We start from the raw sequence: 14,220 nt of genomic DNA on the forward strand, positions 1-14,220 counted from the left end.
TTAGGGTTTCCGGGCTCGTGTCGAACGATGATCGGGCGGGTGTGGACGAAGACGGATCCGGGAGAGGCTGAGGGCGGCGCGCGATGGTGGAGATCTGGGGCGAGACGGCCGAGGGGTTCGAGCCCGTACGGGCGGCCTTCGCGCGGAACTTCCGCGACTACGGCGAGCTCGGCGCCGCCTTCGCGCTGTACGTGCGCGGCCGCAAGGTGGTCGACCTGTGGGGCGGCGAAGCCCGGCCCGAGGTCGGTGGGCGGCCCGCGCCGGCCGTCCCGTGGACGGCGGAGACCGCGCAGGTGCTGCGCTCGGTCACCAAGGGCCTGACCGCCACCGCCGCCCTGCTGCTGGCCGAACAGGGGCAGCTCGACCTGGACGCGCCGGTGGCCTCCTACTGGCCCGAGTTCGCGGCAGCCGGCAAGGGCGGGGTGCCGGTCCGCTGGCTGCTCTCGCACCAGGCCGCGGTGCCCGCGCTGGACGTGCCGCTGCGCCTGGAGGACGTGCTGACCTGGGAGCGCGCGGCCGCCGCCGTCGCCGCGCAGGCGCCCGCCTGGGAGCCCGGCACCGCGCACGGCTACCACCCGTACACCTTCGGCTGGCTGGTCGGCGAGGTGGTGCGGCGGGCGAGCGGGCGGACGATCGGCCGCTACTTCGCCGAGGAGATCGCCCGGCCGCTCGGCCTGGACCTGTGGATCGGGCTGCCGGCCGGCGCCGAGTCCCGGGTCGGGCGGCTGGTCGACCTGCCCGCCCCGGAGGAGGCCCGGTCCGGGCCGAGCGGGCTGCGGCTGCGGCCCAAGCAGTCCGTCCGGGACGCCTACCAGGACCCGGCCTCGCTGACCGCCCGCTCCTTCGCCTCCGTGCGCCCCGGGGTGGACCTCAACGATCCGGCGGTGCAGGCCGCCGAGATACCCGGCGCGGGCGGCATCGGGACGGCCCGCTCGCTGGCCCGGTTCTACGCGGCGCTGGTCGGCGCCGTCGACCGGTCGGACGGGTCGGGCGGCTCGCTGCCGCCGCTGCTGGGGCCGGAGGTGCTGGCCCGGGCGGTCACGCCGGCGGTGAACGGGCCTGACCGGGTGCTGATCGTCAACTCCACGTTCGGCCTGGGCTTCTGGCGGCACGGCCCGACCGCGCCGATGGCCTCCCCGGCGAGCTTCGGCCACCCGGGCCGGGGCGGCTCGCTGGGCTTCGCCGACCCGGACCTCGGGCTGGGCTTCGGCTACGTCACCAACGGGATGCAGCCGGGCGTCACCGGGGACATCCGCTCGCGCAACCTGATCCGCGCGGTGCGCGGGTGTCTCGGGTTGGCCGCGTAGCGTCAGGCCTGGCCGGTGTCGAAGCGGCTGATCTTCCCGCCGTCGATGGTGAACCGCCACGCGGTGCGCATCTCGCCCCAGGTCTCGTTGGTGAAGTTGGCGATCAGCGCGTGCCCGCCGTCCGACTCGGTCTGGACGTCGATGCGGCCGCGGACGGTGAAGATCTCCTTGTCGATCCAGTCCCGGAGGTCGCGGTCGGAGCCGTCGTCGGACATGGTCGCGTCTGGGGTGAGGACGGCGAGGAAGGCGTCGCGGTCGCCGGCGTTGATCGCGGCGACGAAGGTGCGCACGGCGGGGTCGGAGAGCTTGGCGGTGGCGATGGTCATCGAGGACTCCCGGGTCGGAAGGGACGGGACCTCCTGTCTAGGCCGTCCACCGGGCGTGTCCGGGCATGTCGGGGGCGCGTCGGAGAAGGCGCGTCGGAAAATCGGTCATTCGTGTGCCCGGACCGGCACGCGGGCCAGGGGGAGTGCTGCGGAGCGGGAGGACGGAGACCGGCCTCCCGCTGCGCCATGAGGCCCGGAAACAGGGCCGGAGAAGGGCTAGTGTCCTGCGCCGGAGATCCGTCGGCAGAATCGGGCGAGGGAGTCGAGGATCTCGTTGGCGGTCTTGGTCCAGGTGAACGGTTTGGGGTCCTCGTTCCAGTTCTTGATCCAGGCGCGGATGTCCCTCTCAAGGGCCTGAACGTTCTTGTGGGCACCACGTCGGATCATCTGGTCGGTGAGAAAGCCGAACCACCGCTCCACCTGGTTGATCCACGAGGACCCGGTCGGGGTGAAGTGCATATGGAATCGGGGATGTTGCGCCAGCCAGGCACGGATGGCCGGGGTCTTGTGGGTGCCGTAATTGTCGCAGATCAGGTGGATGTCGAGCCCGTCGGGAACCTCGCGGTCGATCTTGACGAGGAACTTCTTGAACTCCGCCGCACGGTGCCGGCGGTGCAGTGAAGTGATGACCTTCCCGCTGCTGGTGTCGAACGCGGCGAACAGGGTGGTCAGACCGTTGCGCACGTAGTCGTGGGTTCGACGCTCCGGCATGCCCGGCATCATGGGCAGGACCGGCTGGGAGCGGTCGAGGGCCTGGATCTGCGACTTCTCGTCGACCGACAGCACCACCGCACCTTCGGGCGGGTCGAAGTACAGGCCGATCACGTCGTGGACCTTCTCGATGAAGAGCGGGTCGGTGGACAGCTTGAAGGTGCCGACCAGGTGGGGCTTGAGCTGGAACTTCCGCCAGATCCGTCCGACGGTCGACTTCGAGAGGCCGCTGCGGGCGGCCATCGAGCTCCGGGACCAGTGTGTCGCGTTCTTCGGGATCTCCTCCAGCGTCGCCACGACGACCGCCTCGATCTCGTCGACCGCGATCGTGGGCGGCCGGCCCGGTCGGGGTTCGTCTACCAGGCCGTCCAGCCTCTCGGCGAGGAACCGGCGTCGCCACTTGCGGACCGTGTCCGCAGTGATGCCCAACTCCCTTGCCACGCCGACGATCGACGGCACATCAGGACCGTCGCAGGCCAGCACGATCCGGGCCCGCAGAGCCAACGCCTGGGCGGACGAGGCTCTGCGGGCCCACCACGTCAGCGTGGCCCGTTCCTCGTCGGACAGCAACAACGGTTCCAAGGCGGGACCACGACGGCGCACCGGGAGATCAGGAGAAGAAGAGCTCACACACAACTAACGACGGATCTCCGGCGCAGGACACTAGAAGAAGCCGACCGCGTCGGGGGAGTAGCTGACCAGCAGGTTCTTGGTCTGCTGGTAGTGCTCCAGTAGTGCCTTGTGGTTCTCCCGGCCGATGCCGGAGTTCTTGTAGCCGCCGAAGGCGGCGTGCGCGGGGTAGGCGTGGTAGCAGTTGGTCCACACCCGCCCGGCCTGGATCGCCCGCCCGGCGCGGTGGGCGGTGTTGAGGTCCCGGGTCCAGACGCCCGCGCCGAGCCCGTACTGGGTGTCGTTGGCGAGCGCGACCGCCTCGTCGAAGTCGGCGAAGCGGGTGACCGAGACGACCGGGCCGAAGATCTCCTCCTGGAAGATCCGCATGCGGTTGTCGCCCTCGAAGACCGTCGGCGTCACGTAGTACCCGCCGGACAGGGCACCGCCGAGGTCGGCCTGCTCGCCGCCGGCCAGCACCTTGGCGCCCTCGGCCCGGCCGATCTCGAAGTAGGAGAGGATCTTCTTCAGCTGCTCGGCGCTGGCCTGGGCGCCGACCTGGGTCTCGGTGTCCAGCGGGTCGCCCTGGCGCATCGCGGTCACCCGGTCAAGGCCGTCGGCGAGCAGTCGCTCGTAGACCGAGGACTGGATCAGCGCCCGGCTCGGGCAGGTGCACACCTCGCCCTGGTTGAGGGCGAACATCGCGAAGCCCTCGACGGCCTTGTCGTAGAAGGCGTCCGGGGCGTCGGCGACGTCGCCGAAGAACAGGTTGGGGCTCTTGCCGCCGAGTTCCAGCGAGACCGGGATCAGGTTGTCGCTGGCGTAGCGCGCGATCAGCCGGCCGGTGGTGGTCTCGCCGGTGAAGGCGATCTTGCGGATCCGGTTGCTGGACGCCAGCGGGGCGCCGGCCTCCTCGCCGAAGCCGGTCACGATGTTGACCACGCCGGGCGGCAGCAGGTCGGCCGTCAGCTCGGCGAGCAGCAGCACCGAGGCTGGGGTCTGTTCGGCGGGCTTGAGGACCACCGCGTTGCCGGCGGCGAGCGCCGGGGCGAGCTTCCAGACCGCCATCAGGATCGGGAAGTTCCACGGGATGATCTGGCCGACCACGCCCAGCGGCTCGTGGAAGTGGTACGCCACGGTGTCCTCGTCCAGCTGGGACAGGCCGCCCTCCTGGGCTCGCAGCGCGCCGGCGAAGTAGCGCAGGTGGTCGACGGCGAGCGGGAGGTCGGCGGCCAGTGTCTCGCGCACCGGCTTGCCGTTCTCCCAGCTCTCCGCGACGGCCAGCTGCTCCAGGTTCGCCTCCATCCGGTCGGCGATCCGCAGCAGCACCTGGGCCCGTTCGGCGGCCGGGGTGCGGCCCCAGGCCGGGGCGGCGGCGTGGGCGGCGTCCAGCGCGGCCTCGATGTCCTCGGCGGTGCCGCGGGCGACCTCGGTGAAGATCTCGCCGGTGACCGGGGTCGGGTCCCCGAAATACTCGCCGTGCACCGGCGGCACCCAGCCGCCGCCGATCCAGTGTTCGTAGCGGTGGCGGTAGGCGACGATGCTGCCGGGGGAGCCGGGGGGCTGGTAGACCGTCATGCTCTGGTGTCTCCTCGCGACGTCGGGCACCGCCCGGCCGTGGGCCTGGGGCGGCGCGCCGGGCCGTCCGGTCGCGGACGGCCCGGCGGGAGGGTACGGACACGCACTGGGACCGGGCGCCCCGCCGGGGGCGCCCGCCGTCGAGCACGATAGCCGCGGACGCGCGGCGCGGCTACGGTCCGTACGTCACCCGAGTACGGAGGGTTCGCGTTCCGGCCGTTCCCGGGGCCGGCGGTCGGGCCCGGGGCCAGGAAGACCGGCCTCGAACGGTCATTCAGTTGGACTATCAGGTCCTTGTTTCAGGCCGCGCTTTCAGGCGGCGTGGTACCGCCCGGTGCGGGACTCCCAGCGCAGGTAGCCGGCCAGCCAGGTGAGCAGCCCGTCCGCGTACTGCTGGGCGACGATCCGCTCGACGCGGGACAGGCCCAGCTCCCGGTAGACCTCGGGGAGTTGTTCGTTGAGGTCGTAGCAGCGCTCGACCATCAGCTGTGCCTCGGCGAGGACGACGGCGCACGCCTCCTCGGCCGAGCAGCGGCGCTCGCGCTGGACGATCATCACCAGGTTGTTGACGTCGCCGCGCAGGGCCTCCAGCGGGAACGACCGGACGTCGTTGCTCAGCGAGGGTATGTCCGCTGCCAGCTGCCGTAGTTGACGCAGGACCGGGTGGTGCAGGACGGCGGCGGGCACCTCGAACTGGCCGAGCCGTTCGACCATGTCGAAGATCGTCTCCATGGCGGCGGTGCCCCGTCTGAGTACGAGGTAGCCGTCCCGGTCCGGGGGGCGGGCGGAGATCCGGCCGGCCGCCTCGGCGGGGTGACTGGCCAGGTACCACTCCCAGTTGTAGGCGGCGCGGGCCTGCCAGCGGGCGGGCATGCCGAGCGCGCTGCGGTCCCAGAGGTCGGCGAATGCGGTCTCGACCGGGGAGTTCCGGTCGGGGCGGGCGCCGTGCAGGATGGCGATCAGCCTCTTGCAGATCGGGGCGACCTCGGTGGGGCGGCGGCCGAGCGGGCCGTCGAACTGGTCGTCGAACAGGAAGTAGAAGCCCATCAGGTCGGCGGCCAGGGCGAGTTCGTCCGGTTCGGCGTCGGGGTACCCGAGTGCGGCGAGTTCGACGACCTCCCAGTGGGTGTAGCCGGGGTGGTCGACGTCGGGCAGCAGCGGGTACCGGCCCAGCCAGTCGCGGTGCAGGGCGGCCGCACGGGGGCCGTGCGGACTGCGGCGGTACGGGAACGGGATCTGAAGTGAGGTGTCGTCAGACATCGGACTCCCGGTGCAGCGGAGGGTGGGGGCGCCAGCGGTTCGAAACGCGAGGTGCGGGGGGAGTTGGCGCGGCGAGGCTTCTGGCGTGAGGGTGGCGGGGCAAGATCATCTTCGCCTCGCGGGCCGTAGGGTATCTGATGCAATGATCGGACGTTAGGTTTATACGGCAACTGCCCCTGGCAAGTCGTCCAAACCCTCACCGTCCGCCACGGCCTGCGCGAATGCAGCACGGTACGCCTCCGACAGCGCTAACCTCGGCTCCACGAGCAGCGAGCAGTAGCGAGTCGGAGGCGCGACGTGACCGAGCAGGGCATCGGACTTCGGGCGGGAACCGGCCCCGGCCGGGACGGGGACGGCGCCGCCCCACGGGTCAGGCTGCGCGACCGCGACGCGGAACTGCGCTCCGCCGTGACCTCCCTTGACAAGCTGTGCCGCGAATTCGCCGCCGGCGGCACCGAGATCGGCGAACTGCTCACCTTCTCCGGGCGCCCCGGCATCGGCAAGACCAGCCTCCTGCACGAGGTCCGCCGGATCGCCAAACTCCGCGACGGCGCAACCGTGTTGTTCGCGCGCGGCGGCGAGCAGCAGATCAAGGAGCCGTACCACGTACTGCGCCAGCTCCTCCAGCCCGCGCTCACCAGCCTCCAACCGGACGAGTTCCGCCAGGTCATGGGCACCTGGGAGGAGGTCGTCGGACCGGCCATGGGCCTCAAGCAGCCCAAGGCGGGCGCCCGCCGCCTCGACCCGCAGGGCGTGCGCGACGGCCTGGACTACGTGCTCACCCAGCTCGCGCCACGCCGCGCCCCGATGGTGATGATCGTCGACGACCTGCACTGGGCCGACCTCGAATCCCTGTCCTGGCTCACCCAGTTCGCCGTCCGTGCCCGCGAACTGCCCGTCCTGCTGGTGCTCGCGTTCCGCGAGGACGAGAGCGACTGGCAGACCGACGCCCGGCAGCACCACGGCGCCGTGCTCAAGCTCGCCACCCGCAAGCACGAGCTCAACCGGCTCTCCCTGGTGTCCATCACCGACATCATCCGCGCCGAACTCGGCGACAAGGCGGAGGACGCCTTCTGCTACGAGTTCTGGAGCGTCGTCAACGGCAACCCCTACGAGGCCGTCGCCCTGCTGGAGCAGGTCCGTGAGCAGGAGCTCGACCCGCTGGAGGAGAACTCCCGCCAGCTGCGCGAACTCGCCGTCGACGCCAACGGGATGACCCTCAAGAGCTGGCTCGACCGGCTCGGCGCCAGCACCCTGCGCTTCGCCTGGGCCTGCGCCATGCTCGGCACCGATATCCGGATCGACCTCGCCACCCGGATCTCCACCCAGAGCGCCGAGGGCGCCCGCGAGTCCATCAAGCAACTGCGCAAGCAGCGCGTCCTGACCCAGACCCCAAACGGGAACCTGGAGTTCGTCCACCCGCTGATCGCCAGCTCGATCTACAACACCATGCCGGAGGCCACCCGCACCGGCATGCACGGTGTCGCCGCCGCCGAGATCGAGAACGCCGGACTCGGCCTGCTGGCCGCCTCCCGCCACCTGGTCGAGACCTTCTCGGGCGAGGGCGATGACCGTACCGTCCGCAAGCTCCGCAAGGCCGCCGCCGAACACCTGCTCATCGGTGCCCCCGAGGCCGCCCAACGCTGCCTGCACCGCGCCCTCAACGAGCCGCCCGCCGACGACATCCGCGCCGAGGTGCTGTACGAACTGGGCTGCTCCGCCCTGCTCACCGACCCGAGCGCCACCGTCAACCAGCTGCAGCTCGCCCTCGACCCGGACGAGGGACCGCTGCGCCCCGAGCTGCGGGTCGACGCCACCTTCCGGCTCTCCGAAGTGCTCGCGCACAGCGGCGAGATCCGCAAGGCCGCGCTGGTCTGCCAGGAGGAGGCCGCGGTGACCGGCGACCGGGACGGCAAACTCCGGCTCCAGGCCGCCTCGTTCATGTGGCACGCGTTCCGCAGGTCCGAGGAGGACGGCCCCGGGCGCTCCCGGCGGCTCGGCGAGCTGTGCGACGGCCTCACGGGCCGCGAGGCCGCCGACCGGGCCGTCCTCGCCATGCGCGCCTGGGACCTCACCCTGCGCGGCGCCCCCTCGGCCGACGCGCTGGCCTACGCGGACGACGTCCTGGAGGCCGGCCGCCTGCCCAAGGGCCTCGGCTGGACCGACAGCACCTGGGGCTTCGAACTCCCCTCGATGCTCGGCCTCACCTACACCTACAACGACCGCATCGCCCAGGCCGAGCGGCTGTTCGCGGACGCCATCATCCAGTTCGAGGTGGCCGGGTGGAGCGGAGCCCACCGGGGCTTCGCCTACTTCCTGATGGGCCTGGCCCGGTTCCGCCGCGGCCTGCTCGCCGAGGCCGAGGACTTCCTGCGCCGCGCCCTGCGGCTCTCCGAGCGGATCGGTTCCAAGCTGCCGCTCGCCTGGGACGCCGTCGGCGTGCTGGTGGACACCATGCTCGCCCGAGGCCGGGTCGACGAGGCCTGGGAGCTCGCCACCGGCTTCGGCTTCCAGCCGCCCTACCACGACACCGCGATGGTGCTGCCGGACGCACCCTCGCTGTACGGCAAGCTGCTGGTCGCCAAGCGGCGCTACGCGGGCGCGGCCGCCGCGCTCACCGAGGCCGGCGCCCAGCTGGAGGCTCGCGGCTGGCACAACACCGTCTGGGCGCCGTGGGCCGGCCACCTCGCCATCGCGATCGCCCAGGACGAGCCCGAGCGCGCCCGCGAGTACGCGCAGAAGGCCGTCCGGGACGCGCGCACCTTCGGCACCGCCTCGGCGATCGGCACCGCACTGCGTCTGCAGGCCCAGATCGAGGACGGCCAGCAGGCCGTCGAGCTGCTGGAACAGGCCGTGATGCACCTCGGCCAGTCCCCGGCCGGGTACGAGCACGCCGTCGCGCTGGTCGAGCTCGGGGCGGCGCTGCGCAGGGTCGGGCGGCTGGAGGACGCCCAGGAGTACCTGTACCAGGGCATCGAGCTGGCCCAGCACTGCTCGGCGGAGGGCCTGGTCGAGCAGGCGCGGCGGGAGCTGGCCAACTACGGCCTGCGGCCCAACCGGCTGGGGGACTTCCGGGAGACGCTCAGCCAGTCCGAGTGGGACGTCGCCAAGCTGGCCGTGCGGGGCGTACCGCCGCAGCGGATCGCGGAGGAGCTCGGGGTTCAGCTCAGCCTGGTCAACCGCCGGCTGGCCGCGGTGTACCGCAAGGCGGGCAGTGGCCCGGACGGCCTCGCCAGCGCGCTCGGCCTGCCCGGGCAGCAGCGGCAGGCCACCCGGCCAGGCCGCGAGACGGAGGACGGCGACGAGTAGCCGCCGCCCGGCGAGCGCGCTGCCGGAAGTGGCGGGGTTTCGTTCGGCGCGACGGCCGTTGTGCGTGCCCGGCGGACTGTGGTGCGCAGGCGGCGCGCGGGGGCTCGGGAGCGCCCCCGCGGCCGTCGCCGTCGTTAGGCTGACGGACATGGGGGCCGCCGCGGCGGACCCGGACGGACCGGAACGGGGGCGACCACGGCAAGCCGTGGCCGCCAGTGAGGAGCAGGGCATGGCGACCCAGGCCACCAGCGTGCGCCACCAACCCCTCGAAGCCTCCGGCGCGGGTGCGGCGATCGAACGCTGGACGCTCACCGCAGGCCCGTACGAGGCGAGCGTGCTCACCCTCGGCGCCACCCTGCACACCCTGACCGCGCCCGACCGCTCCGGGCGCCCCGCCCAACTCCTGCTCACCACCGACCAGCTGGCCCAGATCCTCGGCCCCGCCCGGCACTACGGCACCGTGATCGGCCGGTTCGCCAACCGGATCGACGGCTCCAAGGTGACCATCGACGGGGAGGAGTACCGGCTCGCCCCGACCGGCGGCGGCATGACCCTCCACGGCGGGCCGGACGGCTTCTCCCACCGAATGTGGCAGGCCGAGGCGGCCGACGGCGGCGTGCGGCTGCTTCTGCACAGCCCGGACGGCGACCAGGGCTTCCCCGGCACGCTGGACGTCACCGTCACCTACACCCTGGACCCGGCCGGGGACCTCACGATCGCCTACCGCGCCGTCACCAACAAGCCGACCCTCGTCAACCTCACCAACCACGCGTACTTCAACCTCGCGGGCGAAGGCAGCGGCGACGTCCTCGGCCACCTGCTCACCCTCGACGCCGACGCGTACACCCCGGCCGACGAGCGGCAGATCCCGAACGGGCGGACCGAGCCGGTGGCCGGCACGCCGTTCGACTTCACCTCGGCCACGCCCATCGGCAAGGCGGTGCACGACGCCCACCCGCAGCTGGCCGGGCCCGGCGGCTACGACCACAACTGGGTGCTGCACCCGCGCCCGGCCGACGGCACCCCGGCCCGGGCGGCGCTGCTGGAGGAACCGGTCAGCGGCCGCACCCTGGAGGTGCTGACCACCGAGCCCGGCATCCAGGTCTACACCGCCAACAAGTTCCAGGGCGCGGTCACCGGCGTGAGGGGCGTGCCGTACGGGCCGTTCGCCGGTATCGCGCTGGAGACCCAGCACTTCCCTGACTCCCCGAACCACCCGGACTTCCCCAGCACCGTGCTGCGGCCGGGGGAGGAGTTCCGTTCGGTGACCGTGCTGCGGATGGGGACCAACTAGGTCCCGAGCCGGGACGCGGCCCGCGGTACGCCCGGCGGCCCGTTCCGAGCCGCGCAGCAGCGACAGTGCTCCTTCGGCGGCTCCGAGGCGCTTGCAGCCAGTCCGCTGCAAGCGCCTTTCGACCACGCACGGTGGTGTTCCAGGCCACAGACCGCCGGAGAGAAACAGGCAAACCCGGGCATTGCCGGCCACTGTCGACTACCGAGCGGCTACGTCCAGGACACGTGGCTGTAACGATCGGCATTTCTTGCAGAAACTTTCTGCAAGGGCTTTCCGCGATGATTGCGCCGCTGTTAACTTCCTTCCCAAGCCCGACGGCAGCGAAGGTGCAGTCGGCACGAGGCAGCCATTATGCGCCTGTCTCCGAACATCTCGGGCACCCCCACCCTCCCAAGGAGTTCTCATGCGGCGTGGCATCGCGGCCTCTGCCCTCGTTGTGGCCCTCGCGGTCTCGATGGCTGCCTGTGGCAGCAGCGGCTCCAGCTCGGACGGCAAGGCCGACGGGCCGGTCACCCTCACCTACTGGGACACGTCGAACGCCACCAACGAGGCGCCGAACTACCAGGAACTCGTGAAGAAGTTCGAGGCTGCCAACCCGAACATCAAGGTCAACTTCGTCAACGTCCCGTTCGACCAGGCGCAGAACAAGCTGCAGACCGCCATGGGAGCCAAGGGCGCTCCGGACGCCTTCCGCTCCGAGGTCGGCTGGACCGCCGCCTTCGCCAAGGCCGGCTACCTGGAGCCGCTGGACGGCACCCCCGCCGCCGCCGACACCTCCGCCTTCCAGCCCAGCCTGCTCCAGCAGGCCAAGTACGACGGCAAGCTCTACGGCGTCCCGCTGGTCACCGACACCCTCGGCCTGCTCTACAACAAGGAGCTGTTCACCAAGGCCGGGATCACCGACGCCCCCAAGACCTGGGATGAGCTGAAGACCGACGCCGCCGCAATCAAGGACAAGGCCGGCGTGGACGGCTTCTGGTTGAAGGCCGCCGACGGCTACTACGCGATGCCGTTCCTGTTCGGCGAGGGCACCGACACCGTCGACGCCGCGGGCAAGAAGATCACCATCACCTCGCCCGAGGCCGCCAAGGGCATCGAGACCTACAAGTCGATGTTCACCTCGCCCGGCATGGCCAAGGCCGACGTCACCACCGACGCCTACGCGCACATGATGGACGCCTTCAACAGCGGCAAGGTCGCGGCCATCATCCAGGGCCCCTGGGAGATCACCAACATCTACAAGGGCTCCGCGTTCGCGGACAAGAAGAACCTCGGCATCGCCGCCGTTCCGGCCGGCTCCAGCGGCAAGGCCGGCGCCCCCACCGGCGGCCACAACATCTCCGTCTACGCCGGCGCCGACGCCGCCCACAAGGCCGCCGCGGAGAAGTTCGCCGCCTTCATGACCTCGGCCGAGAGCCAGGCGTTCATCGCGCAGAAGAACTCCACCCTGCCGACCCGCTCCGACGCCTTCACCCCCGACGTCAAGGCCGACCCGGGCATCGCCGGCTTCCAGGCCGTGCTGCCCAGCGCCAAGCCGCGCCCCGAACTGCCGGAGTACAGCTCGCTGTTCGCCTCGCTCGGCACGAACCTCGGCAAGGCCGTCCAGGGCACCAGCACCCAGGACGCGCTGAACACCGTTGCCACGGACTACGCCAAGCTCCTCCCCGGCTTCGCCAAGTAGTCCCCAGCCGCCCGGCCCGCCACCTCGGGTGGCGGATGGCAGCGGACGGATGACAGCGAACAGATGACAGATTTCATCATCTGTTCACTGTCGTCTGTCATCCGTCACCTGTCATCCGTCACCCCGGCGGGCCCGGCGGCCGGACCCGCTTCCCCCGAGAATTCCCCGAGAAGGTGTGAATCGATGTCAGTCGCCGTGCAGGGCGCCACCGGCAAGGGCAGCCGGGAGCGCGAATCGCGTCCGGGCCTGGTGGAACGCGTCAAGCGCTCCTACGCCAAGCACTGGTACGCCTACGCGATGATCGCCCCGGTCGTGCTGGTGCTCGGCGTGCTGGTGCTCTACCCGCTCGTCGAGGGCATCTGGCTCACCCTGACCAACGCCAACAGCCTCAACTCCGCCCGGACCATCGGCGTCAACCACATCCCGGCCAGCTACAAGTTCGTCGGCTTCGACAACTACGCCGACATCCTGTGGGGCCCGGGCTCGTACGACCGCTTCTGGTCGCACTTCGTGTGGACCATCGCATGGACCGTGATCTGCGTCGTCCTGCACTACACCCTCGGCCTCGGCCTCGCCCTGCTGCTCAACAAGAAGCTGCGCGGACGCGCCGTCTACCGGATGGTGCTCATCCTGCCCTGGGCCGTGCCGACCTTCGTCACCGTCTTCTCCTGGCGCCTGATGCTCTCCGACGGCGGCGCCGTCAACGGCCTGCTCTCCTTCCTCCACCTGCCCGAGCCCGGCTGGCTCACCGACCCGTGGGCGCAGAAGGCCGCCGCGATCCTGGTCAACACCTGGGTCGGCGTGCCGTTCATGATGATCTCGCTGCTCGGCGGCCTCCAGTCCATCCCGGCCGAGCTGTACGAGGCCGCCGAGATGGACGGTGCCACCCCCTGGCAGCGCTTCCGGTACGTCACCCTGCCCGGGCTGCGCACCGTCTCCTCCACCGTGGTGCTGCTCGGCGTGATCTGGACCTTCAACCAGTTCGGCGTCATCTTCCTGCTGTTCGGCACCGGCGCGCCCGACGCGCAGATCCTGGTCACCTGGGCCTACAAGCTCGGCTTCGGCCAACAGCCCCGCGACTACGCGCAGTCGGCCGCGTACGGCGTGATCCTGCTGTCCATCCTGATCGTCTTCACCGCCTTCTACCGGCGCTGGCTCGCCCGCAACGAGCAGGCCAACGGCTGAGGCCGCGGACCCAGTTGACCCACGAAGGCAGGTAATCCCGATGAGCACCACCACCGAACGCCCCGCCGCGGCCGCAGCCGTGGCCCCCGCCGCCCGGCCCGCCAAGGTCCGCCCCCGCGGCGAGAGCGGCCCGCTGGCCAAGGCGCTGTCGCACGGCGCCCTGATCCTGGCCAGCCTGATCGCGCTGTTCCCGGTCGTGTGGATCCTCTACATCTCGCTCGGCCCGGACAAGACCGACTACCTCCACCCCGGCGGGATCCTCGGCAAGATCACGCTGGCGAACTACCAGCACGTGCTGTCCGACACCGGCTTCTTCACCTGGTTCGGCAACGCCTTCCTGGTCTCCGGCATCACCACGGTGTTCGGCGTCATGCTCGCCGCCACCACCGGCTACGCCGTCTCCCGGATGAAGTTCCCCGGGCACAAGCCGCTGATGTGGTCGCTGCTGGTCACCCAGATGTTCCCGATCGCGGTGCTGATCGTGCCGATGTACACGATGCTCTCCGAACTCGGCCTGCTGGACAGCTACACCGGCCTGATCCTGGTCTACTCGACCACCACCGTGCCGTACTGCGGCTGGCTGCTCAAGGGCTACTTCGACACCATCCCGGTGGAGATCGACGAGGCCGGCCGGGTCGACGGACTCAGCCCGTTCGGTACCTTCTGGCGGCTGGTCCTGCCGCTGGCCCGTCCGGGCCTGGCGGTGGCCGCGTTCTACTCCTTCCTCACCTACTGGGCCGAGGTGCCCTTCGCCTCCACCTTCATGCTCAGCTCCGACAAGTACACGCTGGCCGTCGGCCTGCAGACCTTCGTCAGCGAGCACGATTCCCAGTGGAACCTGATGGCCGCGACCGCCGTACTGATCGCGATCCCGTCCGCGGCCTTCTTCTACCTGGTGCAGCGACACCTGGTCACCGGCCTGACCGCCGGCGCCTCCAAGTCGTAACGCCCCCGCGCTTC

Annotated in this window: 10 protein-coding genes; 6 read left to right on the forward strand and 4 right to left on the reverse strand. The window is 70.9% G+C overall.

What is annotated here, in order from left to right:
* The first annotated feature begins 83 nt into the window (after window positions 1–83).
* Window positions 84–1,307, forward strand: a complete 1,224-nt coding sequence (locus F7Q99_RS24180; RefSeq protein ID WP_153464719.1) for a serine hydrolase domain-containing protein — start codon at window positions 84–86, stop codon at window positions 1,305–1,307.
* A 2-nt stretch (window positions 1,308–1,309) separates the two neighbouring features.
* Here the strand turns inward: F7Q99_RS24180 and F7Q99_RS24185 are convergent, their stop codons facing one another.
* The 4 genes from F7Q99_RS24185 to F7Q99_RS24200 all read right to left on the reverse strand — a co-directional run bounded on the left by F7Q99_RS24185 (window position 1,310) and on the right by F7Q99_RS24200 (window position 5,791).
* Window positions 1,310–1,633, reverse strand: coding sequence for a nuclear transport factor 2-like protein (locus F7Q99_RS24185; protein ID WP_153464721.1), 324 nt, complete (start codon window positions 1,631–1,633; stop codon window positions 1,310–1,312).
* Window positions 1,634–1,849: 216 nt separating this feature from the next.
* Entirely contained in the window at window positions 1,850–2,947 is a 1,098-nt protein-coding gene (locus tag F7Q99_RS24190) for an IS630 family transposase (RefSeq protein WP_326847055.1), read from the reverse strand.
* A 60-nt stretch (window positions 2,948–3,007) separates the two neighbouring features.
* Complete coding sequence (gene exaC, locus F7Q99_RS24195) at window positions 3,008–4,531, reverse strand: acetaldehyde dehydrogenase ExaC (protein ID WP_153464724.1); 1,524 nt, start codon at window positions 4,529–4,531, stop codon at window positions 3,008–3,010.
* A gap of 312 nt (window positions 4,532–4,843) precedes the next feature.
* Complete coding sequence (locus F7Q99_RS24200; RefSeq protein ID WP_153464726.1) at window positions 4,844–5,791, reverse strand: terpene synthase family protein; 948 nt, start codon at window positions 5,789–5,791, stop codon at window positions 4,844–4,846.
* Window positions 5,792–6,088: 297 nt separating this feature from the next.
* Here F7Q99_RS24200 and F7Q99_RS24205 point away from each other — a divergent pair, with 297 nt between their 5' ends.
* From F7Q99_RS24205 to F7Q99_RS24225, 5 genes are all read left to right on the forward strand, one after another.
* Complete coding sequence (locus tag F7Q99_RS24205) at window positions 6,089–9,100, forward strand: ATP-binding protein (RefSeq protein WP_326847056.1); 3,012 nt, start codon at window positions 6,089–6,091, stop codon at window positions 9,098–9,100.
* A 229-nt stretch (window positions 9,101–9,329) separates the two neighbouring features.
* Window positions 9,330–10,394 (forward strand): aldose epimerase family protein, encoded by a 1,065-nt coding sequence (locus tag F7Q99_RS24210; RefSeq protein WP_153464728.1) that lies wholly within the window; start codon window positions 9,330–9,332, stop codon window positions 10,392–10,394.
* Window positions 10,395–10,797: 403 nt separating this feature from the next.
* Entirely contained in the window at window positions 10,798–12,075 is a 1,278-nt protein-coding gene (locus F7Q99_RS24215; protein ID WP_153464730.1) for an extracellular solute-binding protein, read from the forward strand.
* A 183-nt stretch (window positions 12,076–12,258) separates the two neighbouring features.
* Complete coding sequence (locus F7Q99_RS24220; RefSeq protein WP_153464732.1) at window positions 12,259–13,260, forward strand: carbohydrate ABC transporter permease; 1,002 nt, start codon at window positions 12,259–12,261, stop codon at window positions 13,258–13,260.
* 40 nt (window positions 13,261–13,300) lie between these two features.
* A complete protein-coding gene (locus F7Q99_RS24225; protein ID WP_153464734.1) occupies window positions 13,301–14,206 on the forward strand; it encodes a sugar ABC transporter permease in 906 nt (301 codons plus the stop codon).
* Window positions 14,207–14,220 lie beyond the last annotated feature (14 nt).

It is taken from the genome of Streptomyces kaniharaensis (assembly GCF_009569385.1).
Taxonomy (GTDB): Bacteria; Actinomycetota; Actinomycetes; order Streptomycetales; family Streptomycetaceae; genus Kitasatospora; species Kitasatospora kaniharaensis.

Bases quoted from the DNA above. Each gene is read 5' to 3' on its own strand.
- F7Q99_RS24180 (WP_153464719.1), top strand. From the start codon at position 84: ATGGTGGAGATCTGGGGCGAGACGGCCGAGGGGTTCGAGCCCGTACGG.
- F7Q99_RS24185 (WP_153464721.1), bottom strand. From the start codon at position 1,633: ATGACCATCGCCACCGCCAAGCTCTCCGACCCCGCCGTGCGCACCTTC.
- exaC (WP_153464724.1), bottom strand. From the start codon at position 4,531: ATGACGGTCTACCAGCCCCCCGGCTCCCCCGGCAGCATCGTCGCCTAC.
- F7Q99_RS24200 (WP_153464726.1), bottom strand. From the start codon at position 5,791: ATGTCTGACGACACCTCACTTCAGATCCCGTTCCCGTACCGCCGCAGT.
- F7Q99_RS24210 (WP_153464728.1), top strand. From the start codon at position 9,330: ATGGCGACCCAGGCCACCAGCGTGCGCCACCAACCCCTCGAAGCCTCC.
- F7Q99_RS24215 (WP_153464730.1), top strand. From the start codon at position 10,798: ATGCGGCGTGGCATCGCGGCCTCTGCCCTCGTTGTGGCCCTCGCGGTC.
- F7Q99_RS24220 (WP_153464732.1), top strand. From the start codon at position 12,259: ATGTCAGTCGCCGTGCAGGGCGCCACCGGCAAGGGCAGCCGGGAGCGC.
- F7Q99_RS24225 (WP_153464734.1), top strand. From the start codon at position 13,301: ATGAGCACCACCACCGAACGCCCCGCCGCGGCCGCAGCCGTGGCCCCC.